Source organism: Pseudomonas sp. ACN5 (assembly GCF_002303975.1).
In the GTDB taxonomy this organism is placed as follows: domain Bacteria; phylum Pseudomonadota; class Gammaproteobacteria; order Pseudomonadales; family Pseudomonadaceae; genus Aquipseudomonas; species Aquipseudomonas laurylsulfatiphila.
In genome coordinates this window covers 1-18960 of sequence record NZ_MRCP01000013.1, presented here as the reverse complement: position 1 = coordinate 18960, position 18960 = coordinate 1, and the positions used below count along the sequence as shown (strand labels likewise).

Here is an 18960-nt window from a genome sequence, read left to right as displayed (position 1 = left end):
GTCAATCCTGGAGTTCTGGACGATCGCGGTACTGCTCCAGCGCTTCGGGATTGGCCAGGGCATCGGTGTTTTTCACTTTCTGCCCATGCACCACATTGCGCACCGCCAGTTCAACCACCTTGCCGCTGATGGTCCGCGGAATGTCGGTGACCGCGACAATCTTCGCCGGCACATGACGCGGCGTGGTGTTGGCGCGAATCGTCTGGCGGATCTGTTGTTGCAGCGCCTCGTCCAGCTCAAGCCCGTCGCGCAAGCGTACGAACAGCACCACCCGCACGTCATCCTGCCATTGCTGACCGATGGCCACGCTGTCGAGCACCTGCGGGATCTTTTCCACCTGGCGATAGATTTCCGCCGTGCCGATGCGCACACCGCCGGGGTTGAGCACGGCATCCGAGCGGCCGTGAATCATCATCCCGCCATGGGGCAATTGTTCGGCGTAGTCGCCCTGGGCCCAGACGCCGGGGAACAGGCTGAAATAGGACTGGCGCAGTTTCTCGCCATCGGCATCGTTCCACAGGCCAACGGGCATCGCCGGGAAATGCCGGGTGCAGACCAGTTCACCTTTTTCGCCGATCACCGGCTGACCGGCGTCGTTCCATACCTCGACGGCCATGCCCAGGCTCTTGCCCATGATTTCGCCGCGCCGCACCGGCGACACAGGGTTGCCGTTGACGAAGCACGAGACGATGTCGGTGCCGCCGGACATCGAGGCCAGGCACAGGTCAGCCTTGAAGTCGCGATAGACAAAGTCGTAACTCTGCGGCGACAGCGCCGAGCCGGTGCACAGCAACGTCCTGAGGCTACCCAGGTCATGACTGTCTCGGGGCTTGATGCCGCTGCTTTCCAGGGTGGCGAGGTATTTCGGGCTGGTGCCGAAGACGCTGATCCCTTCGTCGTCGATCAGGTCGATCAAGCGTTGCGGGTCAGGGTGGAACGGCGAGCCGTCGTACAGCACCACCGCGCTGCCTACCGCGAGGGCCGAGACCAGCCAGTTCCACATCATCCAGCCGCACGTGGTGTAGTAGAACAGGCGCTCGCCGGGGCCAAGATCGCAGTGCAGGCCGTGTTCCTTGACGTGTTGCAGGAGTACGCCGCCGGTGCTGTGGATGATGCATTTGGGCACGCCGGTGGTGCCGCTGGAATAGAGGATGTACAGCGGATGGGCGAAGGGCACCGGGACGAAATCCGGTTCGCCGCCGGGTGCGTAGAAATCGTCCCACAGTGTCACGTTGGCCGGGGTGCGGAAGTCTGCGATGTGCGCCTGAGGCCGCGCATACGGAACCACGATCAACTGTTGCAACGACGGCAGGCGCTGGAGGATCTCGTTGATCTTGGCGGTCTGGTCGATCTCTTTGCCGGCATAGCGGTAACCGGCGCAGGTCACCAGCACTTTCGGTTCGATCTGGCCGAAACGGTCAACCACCCCCTGGGTGCCGAAGTCCGGTGAAGAACAGGACCAGACAGCGCCAAGGCTGGTGGTGGCGAGCATGGCCACCAGGGTTTGCCAGGTGTTGGGCATGCACGCGGCGACCCGGTCACCCACACCGACGCCGGCGGCGATCAAACCGTTTTGAAAGCCGGCAACATGCTCTGCCAGCTCGGCCCAGGTCAAATGTTCACGCTGACCGTTTTCGCCAACGGCGACCACGGCGATCGCATCATCGCGGCGCTGTAGCAGGTGTTCGGCAAAGTTCAGTGTGGCGCCCTGGAACCACTGGGCGCTGGGCATCTGCGGGCCTTCGAGCAGCACGGCGTCGGGTTGCTCGTGGAAGCGAATGTCGAAGAAGTCGACAATGGCCTGCCAGAAGTCGGGGCGTTGCTCGATGGACCATTGGTGCAGGGCCGGGTAGTCGTCAATCTTGAGGTGATACCGCTGATTGATGAAGCGCCGGAAGGCCTCCATGCGGGTTTTGCCAATGCGTTTGACGTCGGGTTGCCAGAGGATGTCGGACATGGTTTGCCTCTTCTTATGTCTTTAGATCCATTCGCGGGCAAGCCCGCTCCCACAGGGGATCACATTTCCATGTGGGAGCGAGCTTGCTCGCGATGAACGATCACGCGGTCTGGCAGATGATTACTGCGCCAACCAGCCACCATCCACATTCCACGCCGCGCCCCGCACCTGGCTGCCGGCGTCGCTGCACAAAAACAGCACCAGTTCACCCAGTTGCGGCGGTGTCACGAACTCCAGCGATGGCTGCTTTTCAGCGAGCAGATCATGCTGCGCCTGCTGTGGGTGAACCCCGCTGGCGGCACGGTCGTCGATCTGCTTCTGCACCAGCGGCGTCAGTACCCAGCCTGGGCAGATCGCGTTGCAGGTGACCTGGGTGGTCGCGGTTTCCAGGGCGACCACTTTGGTCAAGCCGATCACCCCGTGCTTGGCGGCGACATAGGCGGACTTGCCCACCGAACCGACCAGGCCATGCACCGAGGCAATGTTGATCACCCGGCCCCAGCCCTTGGCGCGCATGCCCGGCAGACTCAAACGGGTGCTGTGGAACACCGACGACAGGTTGATCGCGATGATCGAATCCCAACGCTCCACCGGAAACTCGTCCACCGCTGCCACGTGTTGAATGCCGGCATTGTTGACCAGGATATCGACGCCGCCGAACTCGCGCTCGGCGTAGGCGATCATGTCGGCAATCTGTGCCGGATCGCTGACATCGGCCGGGTGGTGGCCGACCTTGCCGCCAAACTGTTCGACCTCGGCAATAACGTTGGACGCATCGCCAAAACCGTTGAGGATCAGGTTGGCCCCGGCCCTGGCCAGGCTGAGGGCGATCCCCAGGCCGATGCCGCTGGTGGAACCGGTGACCAGTGCGGTCTTGCCCGAAAGAGTCGTCATGAATACCTCACACAATGCCAGTGGCGTAGAAGGTGCCGATCACCACGAAGACCGCCAGGGTCTTGATCAGCGTAATACAGAAAATGTCTTTGTAAGCCTCGCGGTGGGTCAGACCGGTGACCGCCAGCAGGGTAATCACCGCGCCGTTGTGCGGCAGGGTGTCCATGCCGCCACTGGCCATCGCGGCGACCCGGTGCAGCACTTCCAGCGGGATGTTCGCCGCATGGGCGGCGCTGATGAATTGCTCGGACATGGCCGCCAGCGCAATGCTCATGCCGCCCGAGGCAGAACCGGTGATGCCGGCCAGCAGGGTCACGGTAATCGCTTCGTTGACCAGTGGGTCGGGAATGCTCTTGAGCCAGTCGGCCAACACCAGAAAGCCCGGCAGGGACGCGATCACCGCGCCGAAGCCGTATTCCGAGGCGGTGTTCATCGCCGCCAGCAACGCGCCGCTGACTGCGCTTTTACTGCCTTCGGCGAGTTTTCGGCTGATCGCCTTGTAGCCAAACACCAGCACCATGAGGATGCCGACCAGCAAGGCGGCCTGTACCGCCCAGATCGCCGTGAGCTTGGCGATGTCCGTGGTCACCGGCGCGGCCATGCCTGGCAGCGCGAGGCTGTGGGTCTTGCCATACACCTGCGGAATCCAATGGGTGAACAGCAGGTTCATGATGCCTACCGCCAAGAGTGGCGACAGTGCGAGCCACGGGTTGGGCAGCTTGAGGTCGGCGGCGGTTTCCGGCTCGTTGCGCAGGTCGGATCCATAACCTTCACCGGCGCGCTGTGCCTTGTTGCGTTGACGCTGGAGAAACAGCATGCCGGCACAGAACACGAAGATCGTGCCGATCACGCCCAGCCACGGCGCCGCCCAGGCAGTGGTGTTGAAGAAAGTGCTGGGGATGATGTTCTGGATTTGTGGCGTGCCGGGCAGGGCGTCCATGGTGAACGAGAACGCGCCCAGGGCAATGGTCGCCGGGATCAGGCGCTTGGGGATGTTGCTCTGGCGGAACATTTCAGCGGCAAACGGGTAGACCGCGAACACCACCACAAACAGCGACACGCCGCCATAGGTGAGCAGGGCACAGACCAGCACGATCACCAGCATTGCCTGGCGGGTGCCGAGCAGGCGTATCGCCGCGGCGACGATGGAGCGCGAGAAGCCGGACAGTTCGATCAGCTTGCCGAACACTGCGCCGAGCAGGAACACCGGGAAATACAACTTGATGAAACCGACCATTTTTTCCATGAACACCCCGGTGAAAGCGGGGGCGACGGCAGAGGGGTCGGTGAGCAGGACTGCGCCGAGGGCGGCAATCGGGGCAAAAAGGATAACGCTATAGCCACGGTAGGCAGCCAGCATCAGCAGCGCGAGGGCTGCCAAGGCAATGATCACACTCATGGTGTGTCTCCTGGGTTGTTATTTTTGTAGGGTGGAACTGGGTAGTAGAGGCGTATAGCGGGTTTTGTGCCAAATACTTAACTTATTGAAATATAAAGATATATTCTGATGTTGGTGAGCTGGTTCGGGATTGTTGTCTCTTGTTTGAGACTTGTATTGGGAGTGCCGGCCTCTTCGCGGGCAAGCCCGCTCCCACAGTTGACCGAATTGATCAGGGGAATGCCTTCTCCTGTGGGAGCGGGCTTGCTCGCGAAGGTCTGTCCAGCAATGGAGATGTATGTCTCTTTATTGAGACTCTGCAATCCCCAACGCCACCATCTTCTTGTACAAAGTCGACCGCCCCAGCCCCAATCGTGCCGCCGCCTCAATGACCTTGCCCTCGCATTGCGCAAGGGTCGTTTCGATCAGTTGCCGGTCAAATCGCTCCCGCGCCGCACTGAAGGTTTCATGGGCAAAGGGCTCCTGGGCCAAGGGCGTCACGCGCTCAACCCGGGTGAACGTACCAATCGCCGCGCGTATGTCCGCCGCTGTCAGGCGCAAGTCATCGCTGAGCAGCGCCGCGCGCTCCAGCACATTGCGCAATTCGCGGATGTTCCCCGGCCAGGCGTGTTGCCCCAACAATTCCAGGGCTTCGTGGTGCAGTTCATGCTGGCTGCGCAGCTCCTCGAGAATCGCTTCACTGAGCGCCGGCACGTCATCGAGGCGGTCGCGCAGGGGCGGAACCTGAATCGGCAGCACGTTGAGGCGGTAGTACAAGTCGGCGCGGAACTCGCCGCGTTTGATCGCCGCTTCCAGGTCGGTCGAGGTCGCGGCGATCACCCGCACATCGCTCTGGATCACCTCATTGGACCCCACCGGCTCGAATTCCTTTTCCTGCAGCACGCGCAGCAGTTTGCTTTGCAGGGGCAGCGGCATATCGCCGATTTCGTCGAGGAACAAGGTGCCGCCCTGGGCGATCTGCAATTTGCCGGCGCGGCCCTTGCGGTCGGCACCGGTAAACGCGCCGGGGGCGGTGCCGAAGAATTCGGCCTCCAGCAATGATTCGGGAATCGCTGCGCTGTTGATGCTGACAAATGCCTTGTGCGCACGGGGCGAGGCATTGTGGATGGCCTGAGCCAACAACTCCTTGCCGGTGCCGGTTTCGCCGAGCAGCAGTACAGGCGATTCGGTACTCGCACTGCGCCGGGCGCGGCGTTTGACTTCCAGGCTGGCGGCGCTGGTGCCGATGAAATGGGCGAAGTTGTATTTGGTCTGCCGCGCCCGCAGCAGCGAGCGGGTGGAGGCCAGTTCTTCCTGCATGCTCATGTAGCGCTTGAGCATCGGCGACAGGCTGCGCAGTTCGTCGAACAGGGCGAAACCGATGGCGCCGATGACCACGCCGGCATCGTCGTGAATCGGCAGGCGCATGACCACCAGCGGTTCTTTTGGGGTGTCTTGCATGTCCAGCAGAATCGGCCGGCCGGTGCGCACCACTTCACGCAACAGGCTGCCGGGGATCACGCTTTCGCAGGGCTTGCCGATCGCCACTTGCGCCGATTGCAGGCCGAAGCGTCGGGCATAGCGCTCATTCATCCAGACGATGTTGGCATCGCGGTCGACAATCACCGTGCCCTCGCTCGATTGCTCGATGATTTCGAACAATGAACGGATCGCCAGCAGGCGAACGCGCTGGTAGTCCTTGAGGCTTTCGGTGGTGTTCATGGGTTTGATCCTGATGATTTATTGCCTGTGCCGGCCTCTTCGCGAGCAAGCCCGCTCCCACACTTGATTTGTGTCGTTCACAAATCCCCTGTGGGAGCGGGCTTGCTCGCGAAGGCCGCGCCGCGGTCCAACTGAATGCAATGGATTATGCCTGCCCCAACAACGCCGCCGCCAACAGCTCCTTGGTGTACGGATGCTGCGGTGAATCGAACACCTCATGGCTGGCGCCGCGTTCTACCACCTTGCCGTCCTTGATCACGATCATGTCGTGGGCCAGGGCGCGCACCACCGCCAGGTCGTGGCTGATGAACAGGTAGGTCAGACCGTGCTTTTCCTGGAGCTGGCGGAGCAGGGCGACCACCTGTTTCTGCACCGTGCGGTCCAGCGCCGAGGTCGGTTCGTCGAGCAGGATCAGCGCCGGCTTGAGCACCAGCGCCCGGGCGATGGCGATGCGCTGGCGCTGACCACCGGAGAATTCGTGGGGATAGCGATGGCGGCTTTGCGGGTCGAGGCCGACTTCGCTCAGTGCGCGGATCACTTCGGCGTTGCACTCTTGGGGGCTCAACTGGCTGTGCACTTCCAGGCCTTCGCTGATGATCTGCGCCACCGACATTCGCGGGCTGAGGCTGCCGAAGGGATCCTGGAACACCACCTGCATTTTCTTGCGCCACGGCCGTAGCTGTTTTTGCGTCAGGCCGTCCAGCGCCTGGCCCTGAAAGCGGATGCTGCCTTCGGAGTCGAGCAAACGCAGGATCGCCTGACCGAGCGTGGACTTGCCGGAACCGGATTCACCGACAATGCCCAGGGTCTTGCCGCGCTGAATATTCAGGCTGATGCCATCGACGGCACGCAGCCAGGTCTTGCGCTGGAACAGGCCGCCACTGACGGGAAACCGCACCTGCAGATCGTTCACCTCCAGTACGTTTTCGCGCTCGTCCCGGGGCAAGGCTTCGCCCTCGGGTTCGGCGTGCAGCAATACGCAGCTGTAAGGGTGCTTTGGTTCGGTGAACAGGGTTTCGCACGGCGCTTGCTCGACGATTTCCCCGGCCTTCATCACGCACACGCGCTGGGCGATGCTGCGCACCAGATTCAGGTCGTGGCTGATCAGCAGCAGCGACATGCCCAGCCGCTGTTGCAGGGACTTGAGCAGCAGCAGGATCTTGCGCTGCACCGTCACATCCAGCGCGGTGGTCGGTTCGTCGGCAATCAGCAGTTCCGGTTCGCACGCCAGGGCCATGGCAATCATCACCCGCTGGCGCTGGCCGCCGGACAGTTGATGCGGATAGGCCTTGAGGCGTTCCTCGGGTTTCTGGATGCCCACCAGGTGCAGCAGTTCAAGGATCCGCACCTGCGCCGCTTTGCCTGCCAGGCCTTTGTGCACCAGCAAGGTTTCGCCGATCTGTTTTTCGATGCTGTGCAGCGGGTTCAGGGACGTCATGGGCTCCTGGAAGATCATCGCAATGCGATTGCCGCGCAGTTGTCGCAACTTGCCGGCATCGGCACCCACCAGTTCCTGGCCGCGATAGCGGATGCTGCCGGTTGTCCGGGTATCGGTTTGCGGCAGCAGTTGCAGGATCGAGTGGGCCGTCACCGACTTGCCCGATCCCGATTCGCCCACCAGCGCCAGGCATTCGCCGGGGCGTATGTCCAGGCACAGATTGCGCACCACGGTCTGGCCGCTGAAGGCCACGCTGAGGTCACGGATTTCGATCAGGTTGGTCATTTCAGCCGTCCGCTCAAGATCTCGGATCGAAGGCGTCTCGCAACGCCTCGCCGATAAACACCAGTAAAGAAAGAATCAGCGCCAGGGTGAAGAACGCCGTCAGGCCCAGCCACGGTGCTTGCAGGTTCTGCTTGCCCTGGCCGATCAGCTCACCCAGGGATGCACTGCCCGCCGGCATGCCGAAGCCGAGGAAGTCCAGTGCTGTCAGGGTGGAAATCGCCCCGGTAAGAATGAACGGCAGGTAGCTCAAGGTCGCGTTCATGGCGTTGGGCAGAATGTGCCGGACGATGACTTTGCGGTCGGTCAGGCCCAGCGCGCGCGCGGCCTTGACGTATTCCAGATTGCGCCCTCGCAGGAACTCGGCGCGCACCACGTCCACCAGGGCCAGCCATGAAAACAGTGCCATGATTCCCAGCAACCACCAGAAATTCGGCTCGACGAAACCCGACAGGATGATCAGCAGGTACAGCACCGGCAGCCCGGACCATACCTCCAGCAGGCGCTGGCCGAGCAAATCCACCCAGCCGCCGTAATAGCCTTGCAGGGCACCGGCCGCGATACCGATCAGCGCACTGACAAACGTCAACATCAAGGCAAACAGGATCGACACCCGGGCACCGAAGATCACCCGGGCCAGAACGTCCCGAGCCTGGTCGTCGGTGCCCAGCCAATTGACGCTGGTGGGCGGACTTGGAGCGGGTTTGTTCAGGTCATAGTTGGGCGTGTCGTCGCTGAATGGAATCGGTGGAAAGAGCAACCAGCCACCATCCTTCTTGATCAGCTTCTGCACGTAGTCGCTGCGATAGTCGGCCTGGAACGGCAGTTGCCCGCCGAACTCCTGTTCGGTGTGGCGCTTGAACACCGGGAAGTACCACTGGCCTTGATAGCTGACCATCAGCGGTTTGTCGTTGGCGATCAGTTCGCCGCCCAGGGTCATCAGGAACAGGCCGACAAACAGCCAGAGCGACCACCAGCCCCGACGGTTTTTCTTGAAACGCTCGAAGCGCCGACGCGCCAGCGGTGAAAGCTTGAGCATCAGGCGTTCCTCGCGGCGAAGTCGATACGCGGGTCGACCAAGGTGTAGCAGAGGTCACCGACCAGTTTTATCAAAAGGCCAAACAGGGTGAAGATGAACAACGAGCCGAACACCACCGGATAGTCCCGGGAAACCGCTGCTTCGTAACTCATGCGGCCCAGGCCGTCGAGGGAGAAGATCACTTCGATCAGCAGGGAACCGGCAAAAAACACACTGATGAACGCCTGGGGAATGCCCGATACCACCAGCAGCATGGCATTGCGGAACACGTGTCCATAGAGCACCCGTCGCTCACTCAAACCCTTGGCCCGGGCAGTGACCACGTACTGGCGGGTGATTTCATTGAGGAACGAGTTCTTGGTCAGGATGGTCAGCGTGGCGAAACCGCCGATCACCAGCGCGGTCACCGGCAACACCAGATGCCAGAAGTAATCGGCCACTTTGCCAATGGTCGACAGCGATTCGAAGTTGTCCGAGACCAGTCCGCGAACGGGGAACCAGTTCAGCGAAGTGCCGCCGGCAAACACCACGATCAGGAACATCGCAAACAGGAACGCCGGCATGGCATAGCCGATGATGATCGCGGTGCTGCTCCAGATGTCGAAATGGCTGCCATGGTGCACGGCCTTGCGGATGCCCAGGGGAATCGACACCAGGTAAGTGATCAGCGTCGCCCAGAGCCCGAGGGAAATGGTCACCGGCATTTTCTCGAGGATCAGGTCGGTGACGGTGGCGCCGCGGAAGAAACTCTTGCCGAAGTCCAGGCGCGCGTAGCTGGTGAGCATCAGCCAGAAGCGTTCGTGTGCCGGTTTATCGAAGCCGTACTGTTTTTCAATGTCCTTGATCAGCTGCGGATCGAGCCCGCGACTGGCCCGGGACTTGCCGTTCATGGACTCGCCGGAGCCGCCGCCGACCGCCGCACCGCCGATGCCCTGCAAGTGTGCGATGGCCTGTTCGACCGGCCCGCCCGGTGCCGCCTGGACGATGACAAAGTTGACCAGAAGAATGATCACCAGCGTCGGAATGATCAGCAGCAGGCGCCGCAGTATGTAAGCCCACATCAGTGCGGCCCTCCGGGTTTGCCACGGCGGATACGCTCGGCCGTCATCTGTTGGTTGGTCAATGGCGTGGTGCTCATCTCCCACCAGCTCTCGATGGCTTCGTCATTGCTCGCTTGCACGTTCGGGATGCCGAAGCGGTTCCACCACACCGTCGAGGTGCCCGGCGGGTAATAGTTGGGAATCCAGTAGTAATTCCATTGCAGCACACGGTCCAGGGCATGGGCGTAATGCAGCATGTCAGCCTGGGTGTTGGCCCGGATCAGCCCGGTGATCAGGGTGTCCACTGCCGGGTTCTTCAACACCATGTAGTTGTTGGAGCCCGGGTCGGTGGCCGCCTCGGAACCGAAGTAATTGAGCAGTTCGCCTCCTGGAGAAGTGGTGACGGGGTAGCCGGTGACGATCATGTCGTAGTCGCGGCTCATCAGGCGGTTGACGTACTGGGACGAGTCGATGCGGCGGATATTGAGGTCGATGCCGATCTGTTTCAGCGTGCGTTTATAGGGCAACAGCAGACGGTCCATGCCGTTCTGGCTGACCAGGAACGTGAAGCTCAGCGGCTCGCCGTCGGCATTGACCAGTTGGTCGCCATCGGGTTTCCAGCCGGCCTGTTCGAGCAAGTCCAGGGCCTGTAGCTGCTTGTCGCGAATCACACCGCTGCCATCGGTCTTCGGCGCCTCGAACACCTGGGTGAAGACTTCGTCGGGAATCTGGCCGCGCAGCGGTTCGAGAATCGCCAGCTCCCCGGCATCCGGCAGTTGCCGGGCGGCGAGATCGGTGTTGGAGAAAAAGCTCTGCTGGCGAATGTACATGTCGCGCATCATCTGCCGGTTGCTCCACTCGAAGTCCCACAGCATCACCAGCGCCTGGCGCACGCGTCGGTCCTGGAACATGGGCTTTTGCAGATTGAACACAAAACCCTGGGCCGGCTGCGGCGCCTCGGTGGCGAGGTGGGCCTTTTGCAGACGACCGTCGCTCAGGGCTGGACTGTCATAACCGATGGAATAGCCGGTGGCGGAAAATTCCCGGTTGTAGTCATAGGCGCCACCGCGCAGGACCTGGCGCGCCACGTCGGTATCGCCGAAGTACTCGATGCTGAAATGATCGAAGTTGTACAGGCCACGGCTGACCGGCAGGTCCTTGCCCCACCAGTCGGGATTGCGTTCGAAGGTGATGCTGCGCCCGGAATCGATCTTGCCCACTTTATAGGGGCCGCTGCCCAACGGCGCTTCATAGCCGCCGCCACCGGCAAAATCGCGAGTCTTCCACCAGTGTTCGGGAAACACCGGCAGGGTCGCGATATCCAGCGGCAGGGTGCGATTTTCGTTGTTCTTGAAATCAAAGCGGATAGTCAGAGGCGATTCCACTTCCACGCCTTTGACGTCGGCGAACTGGGTGCGGTAACGCAGGCTGCCCTGGGTCATCAGCAGGTCGAAGGTATAGCGCACGTCTTCGGCGGTAATGGCTTTGCCATCGGCAAAACGCGCCTTGGGGTTGAGGTAGAAACGCAGTGACAAGCCGTCCTCGGAACGCTCCATCTTCTCTGCCACCAGGCCGTACACGGTGTACGGCTCGTCCAGCGAGCGCTGGGCCAGCGGCGAATAGAGCAAGCCGTCGATCTGGGTGACGCCGATGCCTTTGTCGATGTAAGGCAAGACATGGTCGAACTGCCCGATTTCGATCGCCGATCGCCGCATCGTGCCGCCTTTGGGGGCCAGCGGATTGGTGTAGGCGAAATGACTGAAACCGGCAGGATATTTTGCCGGTTCGCCGTACACGGTCATTGCCGGTTGCGGTGCCGCATTCACACCCGCGGCACCCGACAGCAGGGCCACGGCCGTGAACAACAAGGTAGGGAAAGCCAGTCGCATTGTCAGCCTTAGAGCCGGGTGGTCGTTAACGACAATTTGTACGCTAGCGGCGCGTCCCTCGCCAGCCGAATTACGTGTGTGAAACACAACGGCCCACCAAAAGGCGGGCCGTTGAATAGCTCAAGCGTCGATCAGTCCTGACGACTGGTCACTTCCAGCAGGTGGTAACCGAACTGGGTCTTGACCGGGCCCTGGACCACGTTGAGCGGCGCGCTGAAAACCACGGTGTCGAATTCCTTGACCATCTGGCCTGGACCGAACGAACCCAGATCACCACCCTGGCGGCTGGAAGGGCAGGTGGAGTTTGCCTTGGCAACTTCGGCGAAATCGGCACCAGCCTCGATTTGGGCCTTGAGTTCGTTGCACTTGGCTTCCGAGGCAACAAGGATGTGACGGGCAGTGGCTTTGGCCATGGGAAAATACTCCTTTCAATATTCGATAAAATGCGCAGCCTACCGGATTCAGTGAGCTAATTCTCCTCAAAGTTCCGTTCCATGCGGGATTCACGGCAGGTAGCCCCTCAAAGGCCGGCGGCTCTCAAGCGCTCGGCATGCTGGACATACAGTTCGACCGGGTCGACGCCTGTGCGCAACTGGCCTGCCGGCTGGCCAAGGGTGTCCAGGTGATCCAGCGCATAGTCGGAGCGGATAACCGTGCCCAGGTGAGAACTGAAGCGACCGACCAAACCGTCGTTCTGCCCGGCTTCCGTGACGAAATACCCGGAAAGGACCCGACAGAAACCGTTGAGCGGATTGAGCGCATTGAGCCCTTCGTTGAGCACATTCGACTGCAGCACGCCGCTCCACGAGTAGTAACGAACACCATTGACCCGTTCGTTACCCTTGCCACCCCAGGTGGCGGGCAGTCCTTGCGGGTATTTGTCATTGAAGGCGCCTACGCCCTCGGTGGTCAGTGCATTGAGGGCGGCAATGGCGTTGCGCGGCTGGTACCGGTTGTCGCTCAGGGTCGCGAGGAAGTCGGCGAAGAGGTTCACCACGGTCTCGGCCACATGTTCCGGCAGACGGCCCGGTGTCAATGCCTTGCGCAGGAAATCGGCGAGCTCCGAGCCATGGTTCGGCCCGCTGACGGAAGTCACCGATGCCACACTGCGTGGTGCAACCGCTGCGGCATAACGTGCGGCCAGTGCACCCTGGCTATGGCCTATGAGGTTGACTTTGCAGGCACCGGTTCCTTCCAGTACCCGCTCGATCTGCATGAGCAATTGCTTACCGCGTACTTCGTTGTCATGGATGGCCGACAAGTGGGGAACGAACACCCTTGCTCCGGCGTTCCTCAGCGCCTGCCTGATGTCGTGAAACAGCTCGAACTTGCCGATTTTTTCGAAGCCGAACAGGCCGTGGATCAGCAGTATTGGATAACGAGTGCTTGCATTCCTTTGCATATTCACACCTTTGCACAGAAGTTCGTCGGGACTGCATGGCGTTTCACTCTAAAACACTCGAGGTTGGCGCGATGTATGAAAAGTCCGCCGAAACCTCCGGAAAGCGGAATAGTGCAAGTGTGAATGCTCAAGATTTGCTGAGGTTTTAGTCGGAGTCGTTTGACGATTTTTCACGACAATCAGGTTGCTCTTGATCAAAGACCTACTTCGTATGTATCGATTTTCCGAGCGAGGCTGAGTGAGAGGCCGACATCACGGCGGGTAGTCGTGAGGTTAAATACACGTCACCCCAAGCCGGCCACCCGTTCGGTGTTTATTCCAGGGACTGGAGCGAATGAATGACTGTTTATGAATCCGACACCCTGAATCTCGTACAGCGACCATTGCCACCGCCCTTACTGGAGCAGGCGGAAAACGGCGTTCTGAACCCCTCTGACCGAAAAGCCGTGATCAGGGTCCGTCCTTACCCAGGCATGACCTGCGGCGACAAATTGCTGTTGAATTGGGCGGGGCTGGATGCCGATGGCCTCGCCTGCAATCATCAGGTGACGCGTTTCGTCAGTGACGACAGGGTCGGCGAGGACATGATCTTTGCTGTGGGTAGCGCTTATATCGAGGCGCTCGACGGTGGTTCACTCGAAATCAGCTACTCGCTCTTGAGCAGTCGTTTTATCGGGATCGTGCACTCCCATCGTTTACAGCTGTGTGTGGGTGATGTGCAATCAGACCTGTTACCCGCGACGGTGGACGACGCGGTGGGCAGAACGCTTGATCCGGATCGGGTCAAGGAAGGGGCGATCGTTACAATCAAACCCTATGCGCGCATGACGGCGGGCGACTGGGTGTTGCTGACTTGGACGGGTGTTTCGCTCGAAGCAAGCTTCAGTGATGCACTCAAGGTCGAGTCCTTTGCTGTGGGCAATGAGTTGTCGTTCTGGGTCAGCCCGGAATGCATTGCGCCCAATCTGGGGTCATCCGTTTCCGTCGATTATTGCGTCAAGCAAGCAGGACATGGCCCTCGATACTCTGAAGTAACGACACTGATGATTGGCAAGATGGAGCGGGGACCGCTGCCAGCACCCGTTGTGCTGGAAGCCGACGAAGGCTGGGTGGATCTGCATGACGTGCAGGATGGGGTGACCGTCGTCATCGAAAACCCCAGGGCTGAAAAAGGGGAGCTGGTTTGCCTGAGATGCGAGGGGGAGAAATTCGATCACTGTGACGAGCGCGAAATCACCAGAGACACCGTGGGCGAGCCGTTGATATTCATCGTTCCCTACCGGTTCTGGAGGGAGCATCGAGATTCTGCGATCCGTGTTTCCTGTTCGGTCGAGCGCCTTGATGACAGCTCTCAACAATCCGGGGTGACACTGGTTAAGGTGCAATCCCTGATGGGACATTGATCACCATTTGCCCTCCAGTCTTCAGATGAAGGCCGGAGGGCGGACAGATGATGCCGGTTATTGGGCGTTGTCTTGCACTCGCAGCCGATCTGCCGCTTCAAGCAACAGCTGTTCTGTCCCGGCCCAACCAAGGCAGCCATCGGTCACTGACACACCGTATTGCATTGACGAACTCAACGGCTGACAGCCCTCGAACAAATGGCTCTCGATCATCATGCCGATCAGCGAACGATCACCTTGCAGACGCTGTTCAAGCACATCGTTGAACACGGCCGGCTGGCGCAATGGGTCTTTGCCACTGTTGGCGTGACTGCAATCGACCATGATCCGGGCCGGAATCCTGAGCCGGGCCAAGTCACTGTTCACCCGGGCGATACTGGCGCCGTCGTAGTTCGGCCCGCGATGGCCGCCGCGCAATACCAGGTGAGTGTCCGCATTGCCCGGGGTTTGAATGATTGCCGGATGTCCCTGGCTGTCGACACCGAAATGGCGATGCGGATGGGCAGCGGAACGCATGGCATCGCTGGCGACAGCGACACCGCCGTCAGTCCCGTTCTTGAACCCGACAGGCATGCCCAGGCCGCTGGCCATTTCCCGATGGATCTGCGACTCCGTGGTCCGGGCGCCAATCGCCACCCAGCTCAACAGGTCATCGAAGTAGCCGGCGGCCATCGGTTGCAGCAGTTCAGTGGCAACGGGCAGACCCAGGCGGAGCATTTCGCGCATCAGCTCGCGGGACAGCGTCAGGCCGGCGGCCATGTCATCGCTGCCATCCAGATGCGGATCGTAGGCCAGGCCTTTCCAGCCAACCGTGGTGCGGGGTTTTTCGACGTAGGCGCGCATCACCAGGAGCATTTCGTCGCTGACTTCGGTGGCGAGGCGGGCAAGGTTGCCGGCGTATTCGAGGGCTGATTCCGGATCGTGGATCGAGCATGGGCCTACGATGACCAGCATACGGGAGTCTTCACCGTTGAGAATCGCGCGAACCGCCTGGCGGTGGGTGGCGACTTGCTGGGTCAGGATGTTGCCGAGGGGCAATTGCTGTTTGAGTTGCAATGAGCTGGGCAGACGCAGGGTCAGCGCTTCATTGGCAGGGCTCAAGGTGGACAGCGGCAGTGCGGAGACGGACGAGTTCATATTCAAGGCTTCCTGGGCTGGTGGCGGGTTCGTGCCCGCGCGCTCGGCCCTACTGGGGTGTTCGACAATTGGCCAGACTGGCTGTTTGTGTGCGCTTGCCACCTGTAGGTGACCGATCGGAGGCGGCAGGCTGTCCCGAGCGGTGGGTGGTAAATCGCCAGGCGGTAAAACTGTCGTAACGGTAATAAGTGGCGTAGTTCATGTTCTGAATCCTCTAAATGTCTGGTGTGTCGCTAAAAACGTTGGGGCTGAAAAAACAAAACCCCCGGTCGGGAGGCCGACCGGGGGTTGAGAATTCTCTGGTGGCGACCCGTTTAAAGTGGGCGCCGTGTGGGTATCAGGCGCGCCAGTGGCTAAACCAATACCCAAAATAAAAGCTGACCGGAGCACAGCCGTCGTTCACCCGGGCAGCCGCAACCGAGCGCAGGGCGCTGGCGGTACGAAGCTGTGAGAGGGTGCTGAACATGGTCTGTCTCCAATGGATGGGTCGAGCTTACTAGAGGCCGGTGCGCAGATTCAATCAGAAAATGCTATTGGCCGGCGACAGGGTTCTCTATCGCTTGAGTGGCCTGAGGGTTGTGACAAACTCTGTGTCTGTTCAAAAACGCATCGACACAAGGACGCTTCATGTCACCGCTGACCATCGCCGCAGCCCAATCGATTTCCATCGCCGGAGACCTTGCCGGCAATATCGCCAGGCACCAACGCTTCATCGTGGCAGCCGCGGAGCAGGGCGTGCAGTTGCTGGTGTTCCCAGAACTGTCGTTGACCGGCTACGAACGCGGGCTCGCGGCCGAGCTGGCGATTGTGCCGGATGCCGCCGTTCTGCAACCGCTGCGAGACGTCGCCCGGGCAGTCGGTGTGGCGGCTGTTGTCGGTATGCCGATTCGACTGCCGGATAACCCGTCGGTCCTGATCGGTGCACTGGTGCTGGGGGCCGATGGTTCGCTTGGGGTCTACAGCAAACAGCATCTGCATCCCGGGGAAGAAGTGGCGTTTGCACCGGGCGCCGGAGGTGAGCCCCTGACCATCGGGACAGACACTATTGCACTGGCGGTCTGCGCCGACTTTTCCCACTCCAGCCATGCCGCTGCTGCAGCGTGCCAGGGTGCAGATATCTACGCCGCAGGCGTGCTGATCACGGAAAACGGCTACGTCGCGGATACCGCGGTGCTGCAAGGCTATGCCGCGCAGCACGCCATGGTGGTGTTGATGGCCAATCATGGTGGCGCGACAGGTGGCTGGGGCTCGGCAGGACGCAGCGCGATCTGGGCGTCGGACGGTTTGTTGATTGCCGCCGCCAGCGGTACCGGCAGCCAGATGGTGGTGGCTCGGCGCAACAGCGAGGGCTGGAGCGGGGAAGTCGTCGCCGTGGAGCCAGCGTGATGGACTGCGCATGGCGTGTGGCCACGCCAGAGGATCTGGCTTTCGCCCGCCACCTGACCTGTAAAAACATGCTGCGCTACTACATTCGGCACGACCTGATATGGCAGGACGAAGCTTTTGACGTGGCCTGGGCAGGGCGGGACAACCGCATGCTGACAAGCGGTGATCAGTTGCCGGGTTATGTGAGCTTGAGCCGTGATGCCAGAGCGTTGTACATCCGCGAACTGCAGGTCGTCGAAGCGTTTCGCGGGCAGGGCATTGGTTCCTGGGCAATCGATCAGGTACTGTCAGTCGCGTACCAGGAGCGGCGACCGGCGTTACGCTTGACGGTTTTTGAAAATAACCCGGCGCGGGCGTTGTACGAGCGCAAAGGATTCACGGTGGTGGGTAAGGATGAATGTTTCCTGAGAATGCAGCTTGATATCAGTCCATGACATTGCCGCAACGCGTTTGCGACCGGCCTTTCAAGATGAATTGAAACTTTTAATCTGATGCTTTCCGCTAGGTCTGCCAGATGCTTTTTGCTAAGGTGTCTGGCAACCCAATAAGACCATATCGCGAGGTGTCTGCTTGATTAGGGTGCTAGTAGTCGATGACCATGATCTCGTTCGTACAGGCATTACACGAATGCTGGCTGACATCGATGGCCTGCAAGTAGTCGGCCAGGCCGAGTCGGGTGAAGAATCCCTGCTCAAGGCGCGTGAGCTGAAACCCGATGTGGTGTTGATGGACGTCAAGATGCCGGGTATCGGCGGTCTTGAGGCCACTCGCAAATTATTGCGCAGTCATCCGGATATCAAGGTCGTCGCGGTGACCGTGTGTGAAGAGGACCCGTTTCCTACGCGGCTGTTGCAAGCCGGTGCGGCAGGGTACCTGACCAAGGGGGCAGGTTTGCCGGAAATGGTCCAGGCCATCCGCCTGGTGTTCGCCGGACAACGCTACATCAGCCCGCAAATTGCCCAGCAACTGGCGATCAAGTCCTTCCAGCCCACCAACGACTCGCCTTTCGATGCCCTGTCCGAGCGGGAAATCCAGATCGCGCTGATGATAGTCGGCTGCCAGAAAGTACAGATCATTTCCGACAAATTGTGCCTGTCCCCGAAAACCGTGAACACCTACCGTTACCGCATCTTCGAAAAGCTTTCGATCAGCAGTGATGTCGAGTTGACGCTGTTGGCGGTGCGTCATGGCATGGTCGACGCCAGCCTCTGAAAATGACCGAAACCTTTGATCCGAGCGCCTTTCTGTCGACCGTCAGCGGGCGCCCCGGCGTGTACCGCATGTTCGACAGCGAAGCGCGGTTGCTTTACGTCGGCAAGGCGAAGAACCTCAAGAATCGCCTGTCGAGTTACTTTCGCAAGACCGGGCTTGCCCCCAAGACCGCCGCACTGGTCGCACGTATCGCCCAGGTTGAAACGACGATTACGGCCAACGAAACCGAAGCCTTGCTGCTCGAGCAGACGCTGATCAAGGAATGGCGCCCGCCCTACAACATCCTGCTGCGCGACGACAAATCCTACCCCTATGTCTTTCTCTCCGACGGAGAGTTTCCGCGCCTGAGCATTCATCGCGGTGCGAAAAAGGCCAAGGGCAAGTATTTCGGTCCTTACCCCAGCGCCGGCGCGATCCGCGAAAGCCTGAGCCTGCTGCAAAAGACGTTTTTCGTTCGGCAATGCGAAGACAGCTATTACAAGAACCGCACCCGTCCTTGCCTGCAATACCAGATCAAACGCTGCAAGGCACCCTGCGTCGGGCTGGTGGAACCCCAGGTGTACGCCGAAGACGTGCGCCACTCGGTGATGTTTCTTGAAGGACGCAGCAGCGCGCTGACTGACGAGTTGTCTGCCGGGATGGAAGAAGCGGCGATCAATCTGGAGTTCGAGCGAGCGGCCGAGCTGCGGGACCAGATTGCGTTGTTGCGCCGGGTTCAGGACCAGCAGAGCATGGAAGGCGGGACCGGGGACGTCGATGTGATCGCCGCGTTCGTCAACCC

Annotated in this window: 16 protein-coding genes; 5 read left to right on the top strand and 11 right to left on the bottom strand. The window is 60.6% G+C overall.

The features are described from left to right. Position 1: 1 nt before the first annotated feature. From BSF40_RS22375 to BSF40_RS22330, 10 genes are all read right to left on the bottom strand, one after another. The gene (locus BSF40_RS22375) at positions 2–1957 is read right to left on the bottom strand and encodes an acetoacetate--CoA ligase (RefSeq protein WP_095966792.1); all 1956 of its coding nucleotides are present in this window, start codon (positions 1955–1957) and stop codon (positions 2–4) included. Positions 1958–2077: 120 nt separating this feature from the next. Further along, positions 2078–2851 carry a 3-hydroxybutyrate dehydrogenase gene (locus BSF40_RS22370; protein WP_095966791.1) on the bottom strand — a complete coding sequence of 258 codons (774 nt, stop codon included), beginning with the start codon at positions 2849–2851 and terminating at the stop codon, positions 2078–2080. Positions 2852–2858: 7 nt separating this feature from the next. After that, positions 2859–4250: a GntP family permease gene (locus BSF40_RS22365; RefSeq protein WP_095966790.1), complete on the bottom strand. Its 1392-nt coding sequence runs from the start codon at positions 4248–4250 to the stop codon at positions 2859–2861. Positions 4251–4535: 285 nt separating this feature from the next. Beyond that, on the bottom strand, positions 4536–5951 hold the full coding sequence (locus tag BSF40_RS22360; protein ID WP_095966789.1) for a sigma-54-dependent Fis family transcriptional regulator: 1416 nt from the start codon (positions 5949–5951) through the stop codon (positions 4536–4538). Between the two features lie 145 nt (positions 5952–6096). Beyond that, a complete protein-coding gene (locus BSF40_RS22355; RefSeq protein WP_095966788.1) occupies positions 6097–7674 on the bottom strand; it encodes an ABC transporter ATP-binding protein in 1578 nt (525 codons plus the stop codon). A gap of 13 nt (positions 7675–7687) precedes the next feature. Further along, entirely contained in the window at positions 7688–8710 is a 1023-nt protein-coding gene (locus BSF40_RS22350) for an ABC transporter permease (protein ID WP_007974697.1), read from the bottom strand. Then, positions 8710–9771: a microcin C ABC transporter permease YejB gene (locus tag BSF40_RS22345; RefSeq protein WP_095966787.1), complete on the bottom strand. Its 1062-nt coding sequence runs from the start codon at positions 9769–9771 to the stop codon at positions 8710–8712. The genes BSF40_RS22350 and BSF40_RS22345 overlap by 1 nt, the downstream gene beginning before the upstream one ends. Next, positions 9771–11639 carry an extracellular solute-binding protein gene (locus tag BSF40_RS22340; RefSeq protein ID WP_095966786.1) on the bottom strand — a complete coding sequence of 623 codons (1869 nt, stop codon included), beginning with the start codon at positions 11637–11639 and terminating at the stop codon, positions 9771–9773. Before BSF40_RS22340 ends, BSF40_RS22345 begins: the two co-directional genes overlap by 1 nt. A 131-nt stretch (positions 11640–11770) precedes the next feature. Next, positions 11771–12052: a peptidylprolyl isomerase gene (locus BSF40_RS22335; protein ID WP_095966785.1), complete on the bottom strand. Its 282-nt coding sequence runs from the start codon at positions 12050–12052 to the stop codon at positions 11771–11773. 107 nt (positions 12053–12159) lie between these two features. Continuing rightward, positions 12160–13041, bottom strand: a complete 882-nt coding sequence (locus BSF40_RS22330) for a triacylglycerol lipase (RefSeq protein WP_095966784.1) — start codon at positions 13039–13041, stop codon at positions 12160–12162. A gap of 338 nt (positions 13042–13379) precedes the next feature. Between BSF40_RS22330 and BSF40_RS22325 the strand changes: the two genes are divergently transcribed. After that, the gene (locus BSF40_RS22325) at positions 13380–14444 is read left to right on the top strand and encodes a hypothetical protein (RefSeq protein ID WP_095966783.1); all 1065 of its coding nucleotides are present in this window, start codon (positions 13380–13382) and stop codon (positions 14442–14444) included. A gap of 57 nt (positions 14445–14501) precedes the next feature. On the opposite strand, the gene BSF40_RS22320 is transcribed toward BSF40_RS22325, so the two are convergent. After that, on the bottom strand, positions 14502–15581 hold the full coding sequence (locus BSF40_RS22320; RefSeq protein ID WP_095966782.1) for a 3-deoxy-7-phosphoheptulonate synthase: 1080 nt from the start codon (positions 15579–15581) through the stop codon (positions 14502–14504). A 627-nt stretch (positions 15582–16208) separates the two neighbouring features. On the opposite strand from BSF40_RS22320, the gene BSF40_RS22315 reads away from it, so the two are divergent. The 4 genes from BSF40_RS22315 to uvrC all read left to right on the top strand — a co-directional run. Further along, positions 16209–16967, top strand: coding sequence for a carbon-nitrogen hydrolase family protein (locus tag BSF40_RS22315; protein ID WP_095966781.1), 759 nt, complete (start codon positions 16209–16211; stop codon positions 16965–16967). Next, the gene (locus BSF40_RS22310) at positions 16967–17401 is read left to right on the top strand and encodes an N-acetyltransferase (RefSeq protein ID WP_095966780.1); all 435 of its coding nucleotides are present in this window, start codon (positions 16967–16969) and stop codon (positions 17399–17401) included. Before BSF40_RS22315 ends, BSF40_RS22310 begins: the two co-directional genes overlap by 1 nt. A gap of 136 nt (positions 17402–17537) precedes the next feature. Next, positions 17538–18179 (top strand): UvrY/SirA/GacA family response regulator transcription factor, encoded by a 642-nt coding sequence (gene uvrY / locus BSF40_RS22305; RefSeq protein ID WP_008015884.1) that lies wholly within the window; start codon positions 17538–17540, stop codon positions 18177–18179. Between the two features lie 2 nt (positions 18180–18181). Next, positions 18182–18960: excinuclease ABC subunit UvrC (gene uvrC, locus BSF40_RS22300; RefSeq protein WP_095966779.1), on the top strand; the 779-nt coding region annotated here is incomplete at its 3' end.